Source organism: Alicyclobacillus sacchari (genome assembly GCF_004366795.1).
Classification (GTDB): Bacteria; Bacillota; Bacilli; order Alicyclobacillales; family Alicyclobacillaceae; genus Alicyclobacillus; species Alicyclobacillus sacchari.
Genome location: NZ_SORF01000004.1, coordinates 108,799 through 130,300 on the forward strand (window position 1 = coordinate 108,799; position 21,502 = coordinate 130,300).

Sequence of the window (21,502 nt, forward strand, 5' to 3'; positions counted from 1 at the left end):
CTCATAGTGCTGTATTCGCATGGAAGCCAAAACTAGGGTAGCATATTACTGATTTGAAAGGAGCCGTCCACTTCATGAAGCAATATCCCATGCAAGGCCGTGAAAAGACGGCCGTCTTGATCGTTCTGGCCGCCAACATTGTGCTGCGCTTCATTTGGATAGCACTCATGCATCCGGCCCAAGAAGCAGATTTTCAATGGTATTACGATCACGCCGTCGAACTGGCAAGCAACCAGGGCTACAACTGGTTTGGTCAACCCACCGCCTATTGGCCCATCGGCTGGCCGCTGTTTTTATCGCTCATCTTCCGGACAACAGGCCCCTCGGTGGCGGTCGGCCTCATCGTGAATGCACTCTTGTCAACACTCATCGTTTGGCTCATTTACTTGTTGACTCGCCGCTTGTTTCAAAGCCACGCATACGCTCTCGCAGCAGCCATCTGCTACTCGCTGTTGCCAAGTCAAGTGGTGTGGAACAGCGTTCTTGGCTCGGAAGAACTATTCACGACGTTGTTGCTCATCTCACTCTATCTCTATCTTCGTGCGGATCGTACGCGGGCACTGTCGCTAGGCGTTGCGATAGCGGGAATTGCGCTCGGTTTCGCGGTCGATGTTCGCCCTATCCCGCTCGCCTTTCCGCTGTTTGTTTTCTTGTATGAACTTGTCAGCGGTCAGTCAGGAAAGTTTACCAAACGACTGTGGCCGGCAATCTCTCGCGCTGTCACGTTGTTTGTCAGTATGCTCATCAGCGTGCTGCCTGTGACGATTCGGAACCGCATAACCATGCACCATTGGGTACTGGTTTCCACAAACGGCGGAACGAATCTGTTTCAGGGGATACATACGAACGGCGGCTATTGGTGGTCGTATAACCCATACGTCAACCCGCTGCTCAACATTCACAATGAAGTGCACAAGAACGCCGTGGGTGAACATGTGGCAATACATTACATCGAACATCACCTTGGCCGGACCATCATCAACGGGTTTATCAAAATATGGGATTTATATAAAGACGATCTCAATGCGAATTGGTACACGTTTCGCGCTTCGCCGCATGTCGCAAACTGGCTGCATCCCATGGATGCTGTGCTGACAACCGGTTATTTTCTCTTCATGGTGCCAGCCAGTATTGGCCTAATCTACTTCTGGGCACGCCGTATCACAGGTTGGCGACAGGCCTGGTTGCTGTTTGCGTTCTTGTTTTATAACACGTGCTTCTTTTTCTTTTTCCCGGCATGGGATCGATTCCGATATCCTCTGATGCCGCTGTTTGCGGTCTTTGCGGGCGTCGGCTTGGTCAGTATCTGGAAAGAGATGCAGACTACACAGGCACAGTGATAATCTGTAATATAATAAGGGCCGTTTGTTCGTTTGATTAGAAAAAAATCACCCATTTGGGCTTAGCTTACCATTTCAACTACGCCAAATGGGCGATTTGTTTTTTCATGCATTGGCACCTAAATACGGGAGCGGCCACGACCAAATCAACTCAATAAGAAATTTACAGTTGCGTGTAAAATTCCGGATCAAATCCTAAATTTGGTGTAAATTCGCCTCCTGGTAGATGTGGAGTTATGTCAACTTATCTTGCTGATCTCTGAGCCCTGATTTGCCCGTTTCTGCTGATCTTCATGCCACACGAAGTAGTCCTGCATGTCGAAGTATTTGTGCCCCGACTGCCACTTCTCGTCAATCTCCATGAGTAAGGCTCCAACCAGACGGATGACGGAATCTCGGTTTGGGTAGATTCGAATGACTCGATCTCGCCTGCGTATTTCCTCATTAAGACGTTCCATTCCATTGGTTGTTCGCAGACGCTTCCTGTAGCGCTCTGGTAAAGAGAGGACTGCCGTAATGTCGTCAAACCCGTTTTCAAGCACCTGGATAGCTTTAGGGACCTTTTCGCGATACAACTTGGTTCATCAGCAGCCTTGCGGTTTCGACATCAGGTGCATCCAGTATTGAGCAAACTCACTCTACCAAAGAGGGACGGGGTGGCACTTTTTACATTATGTCACCCAGCCGGCCGACTGAATTTATACCAATTATACGGACTCAACTAAATTTCGCCATTGATCGAGCATTGGGTGTCCTATTTCAACTACCTTATTCGCTCAGACGCGACGAATGGGCATTTCTTATCGCCAGGCACAATCCTTTACCCGGCTGCGATACCTACGGGTGTAATTTATACCCAATAGAACCACCAAACAACGGTTATTTTATCCCCGTCATCACAACCCCCTGCATCAGTTGACGCTGGGTAAATAGAAATGCGATCACCATAGGGATAACTGAAATCAGTGTAGCTGTCATCAGTAAGGGGTAGTTGGTACTGTATTGACTCACCGAAACGACCTGCACGCCTACGGTCAGGGTACGCATTGGTGTTGAAGTTGTGGCAACTAGTGGCCAAAAGAAATCGTTGTATACGTTCATGAATGTTAGTAATGCCAGAGTAGCAGTAGCGGGGGTACTTAAAGGAAGGAATATATTTTTCCATATAATAAGTTTATTAGCACCATCCATCACCGCTGCCTCTTGTAGCTCATTGGGAATTCCAATAAAGAACTGGTAGAGCAAAAATACCCCGAATGCGTTTGATGTATAGGGTAAGATCAGTGCCCAGTAGGAGTCAATTAAGTTGTACTTTGCGAATTCAACATAAAGCGGGATTAGCAATGCAATAAACGGAACTACGAGAGAAACGATGACCATATTAAAGATTACTTTACGTCCCCAAAATCGCAGTCGTGCCAACGCAAATGCGGCTAACGAGTCAATTAGTGTTACAAGCACTGCGGTACATGTAGCAACTAATAGTGAATTACACAGCCAACGTATTATAGGGAACTGATCGCGCAGACCAAAGAGTGTGATAAAATTGCCTATAGTCGCATGCGCTGGAATAATGCTGCTGAACGCCTCTCCATTTGGAGTAAAGGCAGTAGAAATCATCCACGCCACTGGAAAGAGAGTAATTACACACGCAGCAATAAGAACAAAAATTTTTATCATGTTTGTAGAACGCCGACCTGTCAGCATATTCAGTCCTCCCTGCGTGAAAGACGATACTGTATTGAAGAAACGATAGCTAAAATAATCCCCATCAAGAATGCCATCGCCGTAGCTGGGCCCATTTGGAAGTCATTAAATCCGTGCTCATAAATGAAATAGGATAGTGACATCGTAGAATCGTTCGGACCGCCGCTAGTCATGAGCATTGGTTGTGCAAACAGATTGAACGACGCAATTGTGCTTATCACAATAATAAATGATAAAACATTCCGAACTTGTGGTATAACAATGGATGCAAATACTCGAAAACTCCCCGCGCCGTCTATTCTCGCTGCTTCCATTGTACTTTCCGGAATCTGCGTTAGTGCAGCATATATAATAACCATATTAAAACCCATACTCCACCAAATAGTTGCCAGATCAATTGAGATCCAAGCCCACGGTTGTCGAACCAACCATGGTATGTGCGCATGAATAACATTATTCACCGGTCCGTTTTGTGTTTGAAGAAGGAAATCCCAAACGGTTGTGATAGCGGTAGCCGACAGAACTGTCGGAAAGAAAAGTATTGGACGAAATAGCGACTTTAACGGAGAACGAAAGATAAGATAGGCGAGGAACAATGGAATAACCATGAGCAATGGCACACTGATACACACAAAGATAGCTGTGTTAGCAAAACCAAGCCAAAAGTCGTGTCCAGTTAACGTAGACAGTCTAAATAGTTGCGTGTAATTATGCAGTCCGACGAATGGTCCACCGCCAACCAAAGGATTCCAAGCATGCAGACTGATAATGACACCGAAAATGAGCGGCGCGACGAGAAATAGCACAAAACAGACCAGAAACGGAATGGTAAACAGAAACGATGATAAACTGTCCCAAAATTTATAGACAGCCATTCCGTTCCCTATCTTTCGAACATAGGAAATATCCGGATCCCGAATTGTAGGATCTATCATCATGCGCACCTCCTGAAGAGCCGAAGCTCCCCCAATTTGCGTTACGAAAAACACCGAGGGAGCTTGACTGACAAAGATATTATGGGTACAGTGCAGGGACGGTTTGATCCATTTCTTGTGCAGCCTTATTTAACCCTTGCGAGGGTGTCTCCTTATTAAGCAAGACGTTGTTAATCTCATTGTAAAGTGGTTGACTTGTCGTTGTACCCCAATTAGGGATAGCAGGGTTGAGACGCCCATATTGCAGTTGTTGAGCTTGAAGGTGCAGAATTGGATCCTTTGTGACAAGCGGGCTTTTCAAGGTAGGTTCCCATGTCGGGAGCGTCCCTGCCTTTGCAACCATTGGACTCCACTCCTCGTACATGAACTTCATAAATAACGCGATGCCCTTTTCCTTTTGCAGATTCATTGTCGGCGTCTTAAAGACCCACCAATAATTCTGTCCTAAGAAGTTGCTCTCTTTTTTACCTATCACCGGTAAAGGGGCAACTCCGAGATTGCTGCCTAAGGCTTCCTTAAACGGCTGATAGTCGTAGGCTCCATCCATGACCATGGCGTTCTGCCCTTTTTCGAACAAGTTGACATATTCATTGTTAGAGGCGTTAGTTGGCGAAACCTTCCACTTATAGATGGTATTCCACTCAAATTGTAACGCTTCGACTCCAGCTTGTGAGTTGAATTCCATTTTCTTTGCGGCAGGATTCGCCAGCGAGCCACCGAATTGAGCGATCAGAGATGGGAAAAGAAACTGATTAGGCCACCCGGGCTGCTGGACATACCCCCAAACTCCCCTTGACCGATTAGTTAATTTTTCCGCATATGAAACAAATTGCTGTTGATTCACCGGTGGCTTGGACGGGTTCAACCCAGCAACCCGAAAGAGCCTCTTGTTATAAAATAATAAGGTAGACAAAGTATCCGTTGGAGCAGCATAGTGAATGCCATTTACGGTTGCTTGATTCCACAAGGAGGACGGGAAATCTTGTGCCGGATTAATACCAGCCATTTTAAACAAACTATTTAACGGAACTTCCAAACCTTCCAAAGCATAAGCAACTGATGGTGTGAATGATTCTTCCATGATATCTGGCTCTTTGTGTGCAGCTACAGCAGCATTAACGGCCTCCGTCTCGTTGTTATACGTCGGAGCTTGGAACTCAACCTTGTATTGACCTGCGTACTTCTTGTTGAACATGTTGATCACAGTTTGAACATCCGTAATCGTTCCAGTGTCCCAAAATGTAATGACAATCGGATTACTCGCAGCATGAGCCGTAAACGGAATAATTGTGCCGGTCGTTAACGCAAGAGTACTCAAACACGTTGACAGCAAGGCAAATGGTTTTCTCACCTTCGCACATCTCCCTATTCATCAAAATTAGAGATTCGGACTTCATCTACGCGCACGCTAATTAGACACTACGGAGCATTAACCCGAATGGCCGCCTTCTGCCTGGCATCCCTCCTTTAAAGAACAATTAAATATTTTTATACCCCAGTCGCATTACAATGTCCGTTTGGTAATTGCCAAACCCCCTACCAAACAGGTTAATCCCACCAACGTTCGCTGCATCGTCCTTCACACCGACACGGACTGATATCCCATGATTGGAGTCAACCCAACAATCTTTAAGTGATACACTCGAAACATTTCGACCATCTAAGAAAGTACCCTCATCAGTTACTTTCCATGTTTTCAGAAGACCATATTGCGTCTGATGCGATGGCCACCAGTCGGGCGTTAAAAACCCACGTTCCCCCCCAAAATCTCCCGGACTAGTCCATGTACCAATCTCCACGTCATTGATCCATACGGTGACGTCGGAAGGCCAATTTGGATTGTGAAGCGGTGCTTCCGAACAAACTTCCATAGTCAACTCGATACTTGAGATCCTCGCGTGCCGTGGAACTCTATTGGGAAATTCGTACTCCAAGTAACCCTTGTGAAACCAAACCAACTGCGCACTCGTTCGGGTCGGTTCGTAGAACGAAGCGGGATCGTCAAGCTCGCCAATAATTGACGTTTCACTTACAAGACCGCAAGTTGGCGCGACAGAGAAGCGTGTAAAGTTACCTATAGGCATCGGAATTTCGATAAAGCTTTCTCCAGCCAAGGAAGCCGGTTTAACATCCGCCTCAATCACCACCGCAGACACGATCGCAGCGCACATCTTCTGGCGCCCACGCGTTCCTGGAACCAGTTCAGTCACTATCAACCCAGCATCCTCTAGAATGTTAATATTGGATGCAGCTGTAGAAATAGGCAGTTCAAACAGCTCAGCAATTTCGGCCACGTTCATCGGATTGATCATAAGCGCCTTATACATGTCAATTCTCAATTGAGTCGACAGCGCCTTTGCAATACCAAGGCAGTTAGAAAACGACATTTTCAAAACCCTGGACGATCGAGCATCAATGGACGAATTGATTTCAAGTGTCATTTAGGCATAACCTCGATAAAATTCAAATGTAACGGTATATTTCGTTTTGAAAACGTCTTCAAGATATCATTTACACTCTTAGAAGTCAACTGAGAACCTGCAAACAATATTGATAGCGATTGCGAACTAAGCTTTATGGAACCCATCTATTGTTCGTTAAAGCTGATAAACTGAGCCTTATGGTTTGTATGTAAAGGCATCTTCTCTGTATACCGTTAACCGACGTCCATGGATGCCAAGTTCCGATTGACAGACATTTCTGCATTTGTTACTATAATTTCTGCAACAAACGATATTTGCCGCACTTAGTGATGACGAACCTGCTTTCGACACAACGTATACGGTAGGACATTGAGGAGTGAATTGCATGAATGGGAGTTCCGATACTCTAAATCCGATCTCCACAGGCTTTGAAACCGTTTTACCGAGATCAGAACATCCAAATCCACAATTTCAAAGGGACTGTTTTTTTAGCTTAAACGGCATTTGGAAATTTGATTTTGATGATAAAGACTGCGGATTAAGTGAAGAATGGTATTACAATCATGAATTACCCAACGAGATCGTCGTACCATTCGCATATCAAAGTGAACTTAGCGGCATTAAGGACTTAGATTTTCACGATGTCGTTTGGTATCAGAGAACTTTTTCTGTCCCATCTGGGTGGGAGGAGAAGCGCATTCTTCTTCACTTTGGCGCAGTGGATTATCAAGCTGATGTCTGGCTCAATGGCAGATATGTAGGTCAGCATGCAGGTGGCCATACACCGTTTACTTTTGACATAACTGAATTTGTGGTTTCTCACGATAACAATTTGGTGTTAAGGGCACAGGATTTCAGTTTAGACTTGTCATTGCCCCGCGGTAAGCAGTATTGGGAGAAGGATTCTGCAAGTATCTTTTATACAAGAACTACTGGAATATGGCAAAGTGTATGGGTAGAAGCGGTTCCGCGAACATACATCGCAGACGTCAAGCACCTACCGGACTTAGATCAAGCCGCTTTGGATTTGACCGTTCACATAGAGGGCTACCGCGATGACCCTACTACAAAATTGGAATTCGAAACCATAGTGACGTTTATGGGCAAAGTGGTTTCAACTATGCGGAGCGATGTATTGCACGATAGGTTCAAGCTACGGGTTTACGTCAATAAGGATTCAAATGAGCCAACTCACGTTTGGGCACCCGAGCATCCTAACCTATATGACATCACGTATCGCCTTTTGGTCGATGGAAAGGTTTTAGATACAGTCAGCGGCTACTTTGGGTTACGTAAAGTATGCATAGAGAACGGCGTTCTCTTCCTTAATAATCGGCCTTACTTCCTCCGAATGGTCCTTGACCAAGGGTATTTCCCGGACGGAAATCTTACACCACCAAGTGATGAAGCAATCCGAAAAGATGTCGAGTTGATTAAGTCACTTGGCTTCAACGGGGCCCGGAAGCATCAAAAAATAGAGGATCCGCGTTATCTGTATTGGTGCGATAAACTCGGTTTAGTAGTTTGGGGAGAAATGGCAAATTCGTATGAGTATTCTGAACTGAGTATTAGAAGGCTGACAGCTGAGTGGCAAGAGGCGATTATTAGAGACTTCAACCATCCCTGTATTATTGCGTGGGTACCCTTAAACGAAAGCTGGGGTGTTCCCAATATGCTTAGTGATGCTAGGCAACGAGCTTTTTTGAATTCGCTCTACTACCTCACCAAATCACTCGACCAATCACGACTTGTCATATCAAACGATGGATGGGAACACACCCACTCTGACGTATGCACTATTCATGATTACGAAAGTCAAGGCGATATATTGAAGGTTCGGTATTCCTCGCGAGAGTCTTCTCTTTCCGCGACGCCAGGTGGACGGCTTATCTATGCACCTGGGTACAAAAATACCGGAGAGCCGATCTTAATCACCGAGATGGGTGGAATCTCATATCGGAAAGGTGAGTGGAATGGCTGGGGATACTCATTCGCTAGCGACGACGACGACTTTATCCGACGCTATTACGAGGTCATTCAAGCGATGTGGGACTCGCCAGTTATTCAAGGGTTTTGTTATACCCAATTAACCGATGTAGAACAAGAAATTAACGGCCTACTGACCTTCGACAGAAAGCCAAAGGTCCCCATCGAAATTATTCGTTCTATCACCGAGGGACGTGGTATTCCAACATTCGACAAAGCCTAAGATTCTTAAGTGATTGAGACATTCTCGAGGAGACTTTCATCCCTAATTGAAGTAGGTCTCCTCGAGTTGCGTATATGCTTACCTCATGTCTCTGCGTTTGTGGTTATGTACAACGCTTGTTCGTCATCATGCTCCTGATCATTGTTTCCAGAGAACCGATGGCTTACAGATTTCTTAGTCCTTGTCAGCACACTTCAAGAACCATTATAGGAGGGATCCGTATGATACCTCTCAAACTTATGACCTTGGCAACATCCATTTCGCTCGCTATTGTTGCAATTGAAACATCAAGCGCAACCTCTAAAGTTCTCAGTTTGCATACGGGCCAAGTGGCTTCTTCATTTTATAATCCCATTATGAATGAAAACGCGGACCCGTGGATGATTAAATGGGATGCCAAGTATTACTTAACAGCAACCACTGGTGACAACATAACCCTCTGGTCATCGAACTCGATTACGAATATAGCTACCGGACTTCAGAAAACTGTATGGTCGCCTAGTGGGGCACGGTCTAACTTCCAAGATATATGGTCCCCTGAAATCTACCATTTGTACCACAGATGGTACGTTTATTTCTCGGCTGATAAAAATGGAAGTAACAAAACGCACCGCGACTACGTGTTACAAAGTGTATCCGATAGTCCGTGGGGTCCATACAAATTCGCTGGTAACATCAATAGTTTGAACAGTCAGTGGATGATTGATCCAACTATTCTAACGCTTCGAGGACATCTATATCTTTTATGGTCTGGTTGGGAAGACGCAAAGAATCAAATTCAGTGCCTATATATCGCTCCAATGAGTTCCCCCACACAAGTAAGCGGGAGTGGGGTGATGATTTCATCGCCAACATACTCCTGGGAAACAAGCATTGCACCGATCAATGAGGGTCCGGTTGTCCTCCAGCATAATGGGCACGTGTTCGTCATATACTCGGCCAATGCCAGTTGGACGAACTCATATTGTCTTGGTATGCTCAAGTTAACTGGGAACGACCCTCTTCAACCGAAGGCTTGGGTAAAGTCCCCACGTCCCGTATTCACAAGTGCTAACGGTGTTTACGGGCCCGGACGGGCATCTTTTGTTACGAGTGAGGATGGAAAGCAGTACTGGATGATTTACAATGCGGCTCGATACTACGACTCTGGCTGGGATAGAACTATCCGGGCACAACCATTTACCTGGAACCGTAACGGAACCCCTAACTTTGGAACGCCAATGTCCCTGAACACCGCTATACCTTTGCCCTCCGGAGAAAAGCCAAACCGCTTGAACTATTCTCCCCTGCAGGAGCAGGGACATTCGGTATTTTACGTCAATGTTCCCCGTGCAGGCACATATGGACTGTACCTGCGATACAAAAATGCAACTGGAGCCACTACTACCCAAAGTGTTGATGTAAATGGCCATCCACAGCTCCCTATTACATTTCCGCCAGCAGGGAATACTTCTGGAGGTACACCCGACTCAGTACTCGATAGTTTCATTACTCTTCCGAAAGGAAGGTCCAAAATCCAAATTTCTACAAACTCCTATACATCTGCAATTTTACAATTACAGTTGACACTCACGCCAGTCCCGTTAAGTGCGGATGAAGAAAGTAGTTCTCAACTGTCTAAGTAACCTCGCCGACGTCTTCACCTTGAAAAGACTATAAATCGCCGCGGTAGATTCGACGCTGGGTATGTACGGAAAGTGAAAGGTGCAATAATCGCGGCAAATTTGTGTATTGCATAGCCACACGGGTAGCTGACGATTACAACTGTCAACGTCGGGTTAAAATTGACCCAGATCGCCGACTTAATTTTGACCCACCCAGCAGCTTGAATCAGGAAGCGTTTGGTTCAGCTGGCGCCGTGTATACGCCAGCCTTCATCTTGTCCTTCAGTCGGTAGCTTTGTCCACGGATGTTCAGGATGTGCGCATGGTGTAGCAGGCGGTCGAGCACAGCCGTGGCCAGCACTGCGTCCCCGAACAATTCGTCCCATTCCCCAACGCCTTTGTTGCTCGTTAGGATAATGCTGCCCCGCTCGTACCTGGCGTTAATCAATTGGAACAGTAGGTTCGCTCCAATTGGGTCCAGTGGCAGATATCCAACCTCGTCAATCAACAACAGCTTTGGGTGTAGGTATTTCCTCATGCGTGTGTCGAGCCGCCCGTCGTGATACGCTTTGCGCAGGTCGTTTACCAGATTCGTTACCGTGACGAAGTACGCGGAGAGCCCTTGTGAGATAGCTTCCATAACCAGTGCCACGGCCAAGTGACTTTTGCCAACGCCTGGCGGCCCAAGAAACACCAGGTTCGTTGTTTGGTGTACAAAGGCTAACGTTGCAAATTCGCGGACAAGTTTCTCGTCGATGCTTGGTTGGAAGGAGAAGTCAAACTCCTCCAACGTCTTGCGATACGGAAGCTTGGACAGTCTCGCCTTCGTCTCAACGTTTCTCTTGTGGCGCTCCTCCAGTTCTGCGCCAAGGAGGTCCGTTAGAAATCCGACGTACGTTAGATTCTTTTCGGTTGCTACCTGTAATCGGCTGTCTAGAATGGCTGAGGCGGCACCAAGTTTGAGTTCTTCGAGTTGTGCGTGTGCTTTCTCCAGCTCAATCATGCGCCCACCTCCGCGAGAGCGGCATACACGGAGAGCGGGCGCTGGTCCACGGCCTCCACGGGAACCTGGCGAGCTACAGGCAATGGCCCTGTCGCGCCTTGTGCCGTGCTGAGTCCGGCGTATTGCCCCTTCAGTCTCATAACGCCATTGAATCGAGGCGACTTTTCATGCACCGCGATCCTCGTGCCTTCGGACCAGACTTCAATTTGTTCTCCGAGTTGGCGTACCGTGACCGTGCGGCCACTGTACTGCCAGGGCACTCCGTAAAGAACCCCATCAAAACTTACGTAGCCATCCATGCTTACCTTGCGCTCCTCGCGGAGGAATTTCGCGAGTTTTTCTGGAGACGGCAGGGGACGTAGCTGCTCCTGATGCAACAGGTCACATGGACGCTCTCCTGTGGTACCGTGAATTCGCTGATCGATCTCATGACACCAGGCGAGTGCTTGGCGGTTGAGATCTGCAAGGTCAGTGAACTGGCGAGCGACCCAGAAGTTCTCCTTCACATATCGAACCGCCCGTTCCACTTTGCCTTTGGTCTGAGGTCTGCGTGCTCTGCAAAGCTTTGGTGTCAGTCCAACTGCTAGCGCAAGGTCCTGAAAAGCAGGGTGCCATATGGGACTGCGGTCATCGTTGGTGCCAAGCACGACCGTCTTCATCCTGTCGGTCAGCGCAATCTTCGGGACACCACCAAAGTGCTCAAGCGCATGTGTAAAGCAACGCAGGAAGCTATGTATGTCGCAGCGACGCGTGAACTCAATATACGTCGAGCGGGAGTGACCAAGGATCATCACAAACACGGGTATTTTTCTATGAGCGCCGTGTTCATCAATGTACTCGCAGATACCCCAGTCGAGTTGGGCCTGCTCACCAGGCTTCGTCTCATATCGGGGAGTTGCTTTCTGTCGCTTCGGCGGACGGAAAGGGTGCACGTAATCTTTAATAAGCGTCATCCCACCAGAGTAGCCCTGTGTCCGAAGTCGCTGAAAAATGACTTCGCAATTAAACAATCCAGCTGCCATCCATGCGTCAATCACTGGTTTGTATGCATCGAGTTTCGAACCCCGTGTTGGGCGAGGTTGAGCTTGCAAAGTCATCCCATTGCGGACGTACTTTCGAATCGTATTACGCGAAAATCCTGTTTGTCTGGAAATTCCCCTCAGACTATTCCCTTGCATCAACAAATCTTGTACGCTCATTAGTGATCCACCCTTCAGCATGGTTACTCTCCCTTCATCACCCGGTCAAGGTTTGAAGAGAGATATTCAACTGGGGTGGGTCATTTTCATTCCGGCGACCCCGGGTCAATTATAGTCCGGCGCTAACACAACGAGCGGTAAGCATCAGTAAGTCGAAAACTTGCGTCCGTAACACCCAGAATGTGCGTTGGCATACCAACCTGATTCTACAAATGCCGCTGTCAGCATCGTGAAACCGCATACAAAACTGCCCCTACTCTAGGTTGGATGGTCTGCCACGCGGCTATTTGTGCAACGTGCTGAAGCGATGGAGACAGAAGGTCTGCTTCTGTCTGACTGAATGACATAGTACTGACTTCGTCGTAACCGTCAAACCCCAAACTCCTCAATTCTGTGACTTCTCGCTTGCCGCTACCCACGGTCCATCGCTCGCGTTCTTACGAACCCATGAAGAAAAAGCCCCGCGAACCTAGCCGGGCTTTTTCTGCACCCGATTCACTTGTTAACTTGTCCCTTCTAGTGACGTTCGGGCCATACAACAAGATGTGCAGTACATCTCGTCCGTAAGATGTATGCCCCAGCGTTCGTACGTGATCGTCACTCCAACAACCATGGCAGGGGTGCATGGAGAATGGATCGAGGTGAAACAGGTTGCAAGCGCGCGGGTCATCCTCTACCTTCACGGTGGCGCCTACTATATGGGAAGCTGTGAGTCACACAGAAGTCTGTGCTGGCGACTTGCGCGAGCCGCGAAGGCTCGCGTCCTGTTGATCGAATATCGACTGGCACCAGAGGATCCTTTTCCGGCTGCCGTGGAAGACGCAGTTGGCGTGTACAAGGAACTCATACACGGCGGTGAATACACTCCCGCGTCCATCGCCATCGCGGGCGACTCGGCGGGTGGTGGTCTGACCGCCGCGACACTCTTGTCTCTGCGCGACGCAAACATTGAACTCCCCGCATGTGCTGTCCTTCTGTCTCCCTGGACCGATCTCGCAGGTACGGGTGAGTCGATGACGACACGTGCATCCTACGACCCTTGGCTTGATCCCGACAGCATCCGCAAAGCTCCAGCGCTGTACACATCTGAAGAAACCCTCACACACCCACTCGCATCGCCGCTATACGCCGATCTGCACGGCCTACCTCCGCTCCTCATTCATGTGGGCGATCACGAGTGTTTACTCGACGACTCGACGCGTTTTGCCGAAAAAGCAGAAGCTGCCGGCGTGGATGTAACCTTGCATATCTGGGATGAAATGTGGCATGTGTTTCAAAGTTTCCCCATGCCAGAAGCCGATGTTGCGATTGCAGAAATCGGGGGCTTTGTCCAGAAGCACATTCCCGATTGAGCGACCGCTCCACGCAAGTCAATCGGCGTAACGCGTCTGGCAGCCTTACATGTTGACGGGGCACCGTGTCATCCACGCTGCCCCATCTCTCGCATGCTGAAATCAACCGTCAAACCAACCAAAGCACCAGCGCGATCGCGACGGTTACCCCCCCTGCGGCAATGTCCCGGGTTCGCAGCGCAACGTGCCGGTAATAGGTACGTCCATTCCATCGATTGGCGGGATCGCCATGAAAACCGCGCGCCTCCATAGCGATGGCAAGCCGCTCGCTGATGCGAACGGATTGACTGAGCAACGGCAGTGCATACGTGACCGGACGCACGATCCACCAACCTTCGCGCCCTCGCACGCGGCGTGCCATACGGAACGTCTCGATGTCGTGCCCAAAGCGGCCGAGAAATCCCATACCGGCCATCATGCCATACGACATCGTCGGCACGATCCGCAACGACTGGCTAAGTCCGACCATAAAATCGGTACCGTCCGTCGTCACCAGCAGCATGTAGGCCAAGATCACGGTTGCAAACGTCCGCAATACGACAAGCAAGCCTTGGTTCAGACCATACCAACTGATGTGGAACCACAGCCAATGCACATACCGATATCCCGATGGCGTGGCCGCATTCGCCGCGAACGCCCACAGATAAATCACATACACGATGACAAGTGGCGATAGGCGCTTCATCATCTTCCCGGGTTGACACCACCCCAGCGCAAAAGCCAGAACGAGCACCAGCACCCATAGCCGCCCCACTTGATCAAATGACCAACAACACATGCAAACAACGGCGGTTACGAGTAAAGTCAACGCCTTCACATCGGGATGCCACTTGCCAATCGGCGACCTTCTTTGTAATGAGGGTTGCAGGGGAACATGCTGCAACGACCCCCTCACCTCTTCCAGCGCGAAATCTGCTGATGACTCTGGCCCTTCATCTGTAACAGGCAGTATGTCGTCCAATAGATGTGCTCGTTGCAGGATGTCCTGGCGCTCGAGCAGTTCAGAGACCGCCCCATCGTATAACAGCTCGCCCTCGGCGAGCACCCAAACACGCGTGGCATACTTCTGAACCAACTCCATGTCGTGCGTGACGGTGACAATGCTCTTTCCGCTTGCCTGCAACTGCAACAACCTGTTTAAGATTTGCGCTTCAGAAGCCGGATCCTGGCCATATGTCGGCTCGTCGAAGAGCCAGACATCCGCGTCCGTTCGCATCATCACAGCAACGGACAAACGGCGCTTTTGCCCTTGGCTCAAGGCATACGGCGAAGCATGCGCGTGTTCGGCCAGACCGAACGCCGCAAGTGCATCCAGCACGTCCTCTGGCATATCATCGCCGAGCACGCGGCCCGCCATCTCGTCCGCCACCTGCTCATACAAAAATTGATATTCTGGATTTTGAAAGCCGTAAGCAATGTGCGAGTAGCGTTCGCGCGCCGACATGCTGGTAACGGGCTTGCCAGAAAATCTCACGGTTCCCTGCGTTGGGCGCCGTAAGCCCGCCATCGTCTCGAGCAGCGAAGACTTGCCCGCGCCATTCGGTCCGACGATCGCGATCCACTCGCCGCGGCCGACTTGCGCATCAATTCCTGCCCAGACCTTCGTACCGCCGTACGTTAGTGACAAATCGCAGAGTTCCAACGCTGCCTCACCCGTCGGCGCGGCGGGTGCTGGCGGGATTTCTTGCTGCATCCGCACCTTGCGCTCATGCCGGGTGCGTCTGCACCATTCATCCGTGGAAAAAACGCCTTCCTGCTCCCCGTTTTGACCCAGTGCGATCACGCGATCGACAACGGGCAATAACGCTTCATACTTATGCTCAATAACGAGAAGCGTCTTTCCTTGTTTGCGCAATTCGGAAATCATGGAGAAGACCATGCGAGTGGAAGCCGGATCGAGATTTGCCGTCGGTTCATCGAAGATGAACAATTCGCTCTCCATGGCAAGCGCACAAGCAATGGCAAGTTTTTGCTTCATGCCACCAGAAAATCGCGCATGCGCTGCGTGCGGATGGACGTCCAAATGCACGGCGGCAAGCGCCTGGGCGATCCGTTCCGGCATTTCATCGCGCGAAACTTGCAAATTCTCGAGCCCAAACGCAATTTCGTCGTCGACATGGTGCATACAGAACTGAGCTTCCGGATCTTGAAAGACATAGCCGATTTTCCCCGGTTTCGCGACAGATGGGGCCAACCAACACTCGCCGCTCACCACGCCTTCGATAGAACGGGGGATGATCCCGGCGAGAGCCATCGCAAGCGTGCTTTTACCGCTGCCGCTCGGCCCTGCGAGCAATACGCACTCGCCTCTGCGAACGGAAAACGTGCACCCGCGCACGCTCGGATTGGCTTCCCCATCGTATGTCACTGCGAGATCGCGCACCGATATGAGCGGCGATTCGCCTTGAACAGGCAGTGGCTGGCTCATTGTGGCATCGCCCGCCCGTCCTTGGCGATGGCGTAATTGCGGACAGCGCCCGTGCGCTTCAGGGCATCCCCCATCAACTTCGGCAACCAACCACCGAGAATCGCGCCGCTGACAAGAGAAATGATAATCGAAAGCAACATGGTGCCGGTATCCAGCGCCTTGCCCCCATATTGGAAGTACCACTGAAACAAGTAGGCCAACGAGGCGAGTGTTCCGGAAAGCATACAGGATGACAGGTTAAACACGCGATACGCAAAGATCAGGAACGCGATTTCTGAGCCAATCCCCTGAATCAAGCCGGATTCCATGGTACCAAGGCCAAATTGTCCACCCAGCAACAATTCTACCGCCGCTGCGACCAACTCTGCGATCAAGGCGGCAACAGGTCGGCGGATAATGTATGGAACGAGAACACCTGCAATCATCCAAAACCCCGTCATCGCCGCCTGCAACGCATAGGCAGTCGTCGGGACGAGTGCGTTGATCACGTCCCACACGCGATACAATCCTCCACAGACAATGGCGAGCACGACCATCAAGATGACCTCACGCAATTTCCATTTGGCAAGCAAAACTCGCATCTCCCTTCACTTCCGTGACAGGACGACCTTCGGGAGAACCTGTTCGCACGCAAAACAACGCCCTTTCCACGGCAGGTGAAAAGGGCGCTGACAGCGTATCGACGGCGGGCACTTCCTCACGCTGGTATTACCCAGGTCGAGTCCGAAAGGGTTGGTGACTCTGTCACCTCTCAGCCAATGTCGGCACCCCTAGTCCCCTAATCACGGTATTCATTTTGTCATAGGCTAGTGTAACATGCACCTAATAAACCGACAAGCCAAGGACAAGCCTGTGCGTCGCCCGCCGTATGCAAAAGTCGTCGCCAAGGCGAACGGCCGTGCAACGGGCAAACGCCTGGTTCGACATTCACTGCGACCAGTTCTCGATCACAACTGGCTCGATCGGATCTGCCGGCGTAAAGTGAAACATGGCACCGAAAAAGAACAACTGCGCTTCCAAGGCGCGCTTCGCATTCTCCGCCATGCGAAATCCATGCCCTTCACCAGGAAACAGTAAGTACGCAACCGGAACGCCTTTGTTCTTCAGGGCCTCCACCATCAACTCCGCTTGATTTGGCGGAACAACTTTGTCTTCTGCACCCTGAAAGAAAATCACCGGGCACGAGAACTGGTCCACGTGTTGCAAGGGCGATCGCGCCTGAAATATCGCCTCATCTTCTGGATAGCGGCCCACCAGTTGTTCGATGTACCGCGATTCAAACTTGTGTGTCTCCTGCGCGAGCAAAGCGAGATCGCTGATACCGTAGTGGCTCGCACCGGCGCGAAACACGTCGCGAAACGCGAGCACCGCCAGCGTCGTGTACCCACCTGCGCTGCCCCCCGTGATGCACAGTCGGTCGCCATCGACATCGCCACGTTCTGCTAGGTACAAGGCACCGTGGCAGCAATCGTCGAGATCGACGATGCCCCAACGACCATTCAGGCGTTCGCGATATTTGCGGCCATAGCCCGTGCTGCCGCCGTAGTTGACATCGAGCACCGCAAAGCCACGCGTCGTCCAGTACTGAATCTGCAGATTGTAAATGGGGCGCGCGGCGCTGGTCGGTCCGCCATGCGACATGACCAAAAGCGGCGGCCGCTCGCCAGCGGGTGCAGTGCACTCCGGATTGGTCGGCGGGTAATAAAACCCGTACGCCTGCTCACCCCCCGTCGTGGGGAACGCAATCGCCTCCGGTTCTGCAATCCACCCATCGTCCAGAGCTGCAGCTTGCCCTGCCTTGACAACCTCAACGCGTCCGCACTGCACCTTCGCAATCACGGCCGGACGCGTGGTTGATCTGACGACAGCGTACACGGCGCCCTGTCCGTCCGCAGACAAGTCGTCGAAAGCCGAGAAAGCCGTATCAAGGTTGCTCACGGCACCCGTATCCAGGTCGATTTCGCACAGTCGCCCATACCCGCTCTCGACATACGTGGCTAAGATGTGCGAAGCGTCGATCAACGCATACGTCGAAGCCCCAAGCTGCCACAGTGGGCGCCCAAACTCTGCCTGTCTTGGCGCAACGGCACGTACGTCGCCAGCATTCCAAACGTACACATTCCACCAATTGGTCGTATCTGATACATAAAGCAGTTCGCCGCCAGGACTCCATTCGGGCTGAAAGATCGATTCGTCCCGCCCTCCGGCGATGCACTGCGCATTCGCAGCCTTGTCTCCGTCCCACTCAGCCACATACAAATATGTCCCGTTCCACGGCATATTCGGATGATCCCAGGCGATGTAAGACAACCTTGTACCATCCGGAGACAGCCGTGGATACGCGTAAAAGTCGTGTCCGGATGCGACCCCTAGCACGGTGCCATCGGTAAGGCGAACCGCCGCCAAACTGTTGGCTGGCTCACCCGCTGCCCCATGATCTTCCACGACGCAAAAGATATGGTCATCAGCAATCGATAAATCCCCATAACGTCGTGCAGACGGCTCCGTCAAAGGCTCTGGCGGCAATGGCGCGTCGTCGGCAAAGCGCACGCGATAAATACGTTGATCCGAAAAGTTCACAAAATAGATAATATGGTCCTTGACGGCATAAGCACCGCCACCGTACTCGTGGACGCGAGACCGAGCGTTATATGGGACCGGCAGACAGTCTATTTCGCGACCATCCGGCAGCCGCTTTACAATGGCCACGCGTCCCGCTTCATGTGGTCGGCTTTCGAGCCAATACAGATGTTCGCCATCCCATTTGGGACTACTCAATCCCGTCGCCGCCTGCACGACTTTGTCAGCTGTTAAAGGCGATATCCACGCCCCATAAGCCGCGATGCGCTGTTCTGCCACGGCTGCTCATCTCCTGATCTGTCAGCCTTGTAACATGCCTCGCAAGTTTGCCATCTCGATGGCGCTGACTGCTGCATCCCAGCCTTTGTTGCCCGCTTTGGTACCAGCGCGCTCGATCGCTTGCTCGATGGTATCCGTCGTCAAAACCCCAAAAATCACCGGCGTATCAGTATTCATGGAAAGTTGAGCGACGCCCTTCGCCACCTCGGCCGCGACATAATCGAAGTGCGGCGTCGATCCACGGATCACCGCACCCAACGCGATCACGACATCAAAGCGGCCGCTTTTCGCCATCCACTTGGCCGCATAAGGGATCTCAAACGCTCCCGGCACCCAAGCGACCTCGACCTTGTCCTCCGGTAAACCATGGCGATTGAGCGCGTCAAGGGCACCCGCCAACAGCTTGCTTGTGATAAACTCGTTAAACCTTGAAACAACAATGCCCACACGTTGATTCGACGCCACCAATTGTGCTTCGTACGTACGCAATTCGTCCACTCCTCGATTCGAATCCTTTTCGTAAATCAGTTGTCAACAACCCAATTTGTCTACGATCACGGCAGATCCAATAAATGCCCCAACTTGTCCCGCTTGGTTCGCAGGTACATCTCGTTGTGCGGGTTGCGATCCACCTGCAACGGCACGCGCTCAACCACTTCAAGTCCGTGTCCGGCAATGCCCCGAAGTTTTCGCACGTTGTTCGTCAGCAACCGCATTTTGCGGACGCCGAGATCGCGCAAAATTTGAGCACCAATGCCGTAATCGCGAAGATCGTCGGGAAAGCCAAGTCGGTGATTCGCTTCCACCGTGTCCGCACCCTCGTCTTGCAGTGCATAGGCACGGATTTTGTTAAGCAAACCGATCCCGCGACCCTCCTGTCGCAGATACAACAACACACCCTTACCAGCTTCCGAGATTTGCCGCAATGCGGCGTGCAATTGGGGCCCACAGTCGCAACGAAGCGAGCCGAAGGCGTCCCCGGTCAAGCACTCCGAATGTACCCTGACCAGCGTAGGCTCGCCGTCCGTCACATCGCCGCAAACAAGTGCGATATGCTCCTTATCGTCGACCTCATTGGTATACACCACCGCTTGGAAAACGCCGTACGCAGTCGGCAATTTCGCCTCCGCCTGGCGGCTCACCAGCTTCTCTGAGCGTTTGCGATACGCAATCAGGTCAGCGACGCTGATCAGCTTGAGACCAAATCGGCGCGCCACATCTTCAAGCTGTGGCAACCGCGCCATGGTACCGTCTTCGTTCAAAATTTCACAGATGACACCAACCTCGGGTTCGCCTGCGAGGCGAGCGAGATCGACAGCAGCTTCCGTGTGTCCGGCGCGCCGCAGTACACCACCTGATTTCGCGACCAGCGGAAACATGTGACCCGGCCTGCGAAAGTGCTCCGGCGTAGACGACTCTGCGACGATAGCCGCAATGGTCTCCGCGCGCTCGTAGGCTGAAATGCCAGTGTGCGTGCTGGCCGCATCGACCGAGACCGTGAAGGCGGTGCCAAAGTGATCGGTATTGCGCTCAATCATCTGCGCAAAGCCCAGGCGCTTTGCTCGCTCAGATGTCACAGGCACGCAGAGCAATCCACGGCCGTGTGTGATCATAAAATTGACGACCTCCGGCGTGGCCTTGCTGCCGAGCGCGACAAAATCGCCCTCGTTTTCGCGATCTTCGTCATCGACGACGATCACGACCTTGCCCTCGCGCAAATCCGCAATAGCAGCTTCAATCGAATCCAATGTGTTCACCCCGCTATGCTGTCTAATCAAGCGAACCCATGCTTGGCAAGCATGTCCAAAGTAATTCCTCTGGACGTGCCAGATGGCTCAGTGCCCTCTGCAGCACCTTGCCCCAACAGGCGCTCGACATACTTTGCGACGATATCGCACTCGATGTTCACCATTTCGCCGGGGCGCAAACTGCCAAAACGGGTGACACCGCGCGTATGTGGGATGATGGAAACCGAAAACGCGTTACCCGCGACGCGCATGATGGTAAGGCTCACGCCATCGACACAGACCGAACCCTTGTCGACCATGTAGCGGATAAGCGAGGGATCGACCTCAATCGAAAATACCCGTGCAATGCCATCGTGACGAACCTCGCGCACGTGCCCAGTGCCATCGATGTGGCCTGAGACAATATGCCCACCAAAACGGCCATTCGCGGGCATCGCTCGTTCGACGTGGACCACATCTCCGGCTTGCAGATGACCTAGATTGGATCGGCGCAAAGTCTCGGGCACGGCCGAGACAAAGAAGTGCTGTCCATGCATCCGCTCAACTGTGAGGCAGACGCCGTTCACGGCAATGCTGTCGCCAAGCTGCATATCACTCATAATTTTGTCGGCGGCAAGTTCAAACAGGGCTCCATGCGTATTCCCATCGACACGAACGACGCTTGCCAGTTCTTCGACCAACCCTGTGAACATGTT

At 51.1% G+C, this 21,502-nt stretch carries 16 protein-coding genes, 1 pseudogene and 1 riboswitch; of the genes and pseudogenes, 4 read left to right on the forward strand and 13 right to left on the reverse strand.

The window, feature by feature from the left end; translation table 11 throughout:
- Positions 1–74: 74 nt before the first annotated feature.
- On the forward strand, positions 75–1,340 hold the full coding sequence (locus C7445_RS05520; protein ID WP_243834980.1) for a glycosyltransferase family 39 protein: 1,266 nt from the start codon (positions 75–77) through the stop codon (positions 1,338–1,340).
- 239 nt (positions 1,341–1,579) lie between these two features.
- On the opposite strand, the pseudogene C7445_RS05525 reads toward C7445_RS05520, so the two are convergent.
- From C7445_RS05525 to C7445_RS05545, 5 genes and pseudogenes are all read right to left on the reverse strand, one after another.
- Positions 1,580–1,967, reverse strand: a pseudogene (locus C7445_RS05525) (transposase); the annotation flags it as partial.
- Positions 1,968–2,219: 252 nt separating this feature from the next.
- On the reverse strand, positions 2,220–3,047 hold the full coding sequence (locus C7445_RS05530; RefSeq protein WP_134159055.1) for a carbohydrate ABC transporter permease: 828 nt from the start codon (positions 3,045–3,047) through the stop codon (positions 2,220–2,222).
- A gap of 2 nt (positions 3,048–3,049) precedes the next feature.
- Positions 3,050–3,985: a carbohydrate ABC transporter permease gene (locus tag C7445_RS05535; protein ID WP_134159056.1), complete on the reverse strand. Its 936-nt coding sequence runs from the start codon at positions 3,983–3,985 to the stop codon at positions 3,050–3,052.
- Between the two features lie 76 nt (positions 3,986–4,061).
- Positions 4,062–5,333, reverse strand: a complete 1,272-nt coding sequence (locus C7445_RS05540; protein WP_134159057.1) for an extracellular solute-binding protein — start codon at positions 5,331–5,333, stop codon at positions 4,062–4,064.
- Positions 5,334–5,460: 127 nt separating this feature from the next.
- The gene (locus C7445_RS05545; RefSeq protein WP_134159058.1) at positions 5,461–6,423 is read right to left on the reverse strand and encodes an ArsR/SmtB family transcription factor; all 963 of its coding nucleotides are present in this window, start codon (positions 6,421–6,423) and stop codon (positions 5,461–5,463) included.
- A gap of 367 nt (positions 6,424–6,790) precedes the next feature.
- Here C7445_RS05545 and C7445_RS05550 point away from each other — a divergent pair, with 367 nt between their 5' ends.
- Both C7445_RS05550 and C7445_RS14965 read left to right on the forward strand, forming a co-directional pair.
- Positions 6,791–8,614, forward strand: coding sequence for a glycoside hydrolase family 2 protein (locus C7445_RS05550; RefSeq protein ID WP_134159059.1), 1,824 nt, complete (start codon positions 6,791–6,793; stop codon positions 8,612–8,614).
- 356 nt (positions 8,615–8,970) lie between these two features.
- Positions 8,971–10,239: a family 43 glycosylhydrolase gene (locus C7445_RS14965; protein ID WP_424922988.1), complete on the forward strand. Its 1,269-nt coding sequence runs from the start codon at positions 8,971–8,973 to the stop codon at positions 10,237–10,239.
- Positions 10,240–10,444: 205 nt separating this feature from the next.
- Here C7445_RS14965 and istB read toward each other — a convergent pair whose 3' ends face one another.
- Positions 10,445–11,221, reverse strand: a complete 777-nt coding sequence (gene istB, locus C7445_RS05560) for an IS21-like element helper ATPase IstB (protein ID WP_134159061.1) — start codon at positions 11,219–11,221, stop codon at positions 10,445–10,447.
- Positions 11,218–12,441 carry an IS21 family transposase gene (istA, locus tag C7445_RS05565; RefSeq protein ID WP_134159062.1) on the reverse strand — a complete coding sequence of 408 codons (1,224 nt, stop codon included), beginning with the start codon at positions 12,439–12,441 and terminating at the stop codon, positions 11,218–11,220. The genes istB and istA overlap by 4 nt, the downstream gene beginning before the upstream one ends.
- Before the next feature lie 551 nt (positions 12,442–12,992).
- Here istA and C7445_RS05570 point away from each other — a divergent pair.
- Positions 12,993–13,772: an alpha/beta hydrolase gene (locus C7445_RS05570; protein ID WP_166669013.1), complete on the forward strand. Its 780-nt coding sequence runs from the start codon at positions 12,993–12,995 to the stop codon at positions 13,770–13,772.
- A gap of 109 nt (positions 13,773–13,881) precedes the next feature.
- Here the strand turns inward: C7445_RS05570 and C7445_RS05575 are convergent, their stop codons facing one another.
- The 6 genes from C7445_RS05575 to C7445_RS05600 form a co-directional block, all read right to left on the reverse strand.
- On the reverse strand, positions 13,882–16,200 hold the full coding sequence (locus C7445_RS05575) for an ATP-binding cassette domain-containing protein (RefSeq protein WP_134159064.1): 2,319 nt from the start codon (positions 16,198–16,200) through the stop codon (positions 13,882–13,884).
- Complete coding sequence (locus C7445_RS05580; protein WP_134159065.1) at positions 16,197–16,781, reverse strand: ECF transporter S component; 585 nt, start codon at positions 16,779–16,781, stop codon at positions 16,197–16,199. Before C7445_RS05580 ends, C7445_RS05575 begins: the two co-directional genes overlap by 4 nt.
- A 96-nt stretch (positions 16,782–16,877) precedes the next feature.
- A riboswitch (TPP riboswitch) is annotated at positions 16,878–16,982 on the reverse strand.
- A 145-nt stretch (positions 16,983–17,127) separates the two neighbouring features.
- Entirely contained in the window at positions 17,128–19,059 is a 1,932-nt protein-coding gene (locus tag C7445_RS05585) for a S9 family peptidase (RefSeq protein ID WP_134159066.1), read from the reverse strand.
- 21 nt (positions 19,060–19,080) lie between these two features.
- Positions 19,081–19,548, reverse strand: a complete 468-nt coding sequence (gene ribH, locus C7445_RS05590; RefSeq protein WP_134159067.1) for a 6,7-dimethyl-8-ribityllumazine synthase — start codon at positions 19,546–19,548, stop codon at positions 19,081–19,083.
- Between the two features lie 65 nt (positions 19,549–19,613).
- Positions 19,614–20,807 (reverse strand): bifunctional 3,4-dihydroxy-2-butanone-4-phosphate synthase/GTP cyclohydrolase II, encoded by a 1,194-nt coding sequence (locus C7445_RS05595; protein ID WP_134159068.1) that lies wholly within the window; start codon positions 20,805–20,807, stop codon positions 19,614–19,616.
- A gap of 26 nt (positions 20,808–20,833) precedes the next feature.
- Positions 20,834–21,499 (reverse strand): riboflavin synthase, encoded by a 666-nt coding sequence (locus C7445_RS05600; protein WP_134159069.1) that lies wholly within the window; start codon positions 21,497–21,499, stop codon positions 20,834–20,836.
- Positions 21,500–21,502 lie beyond the last annotated feature (3 nt).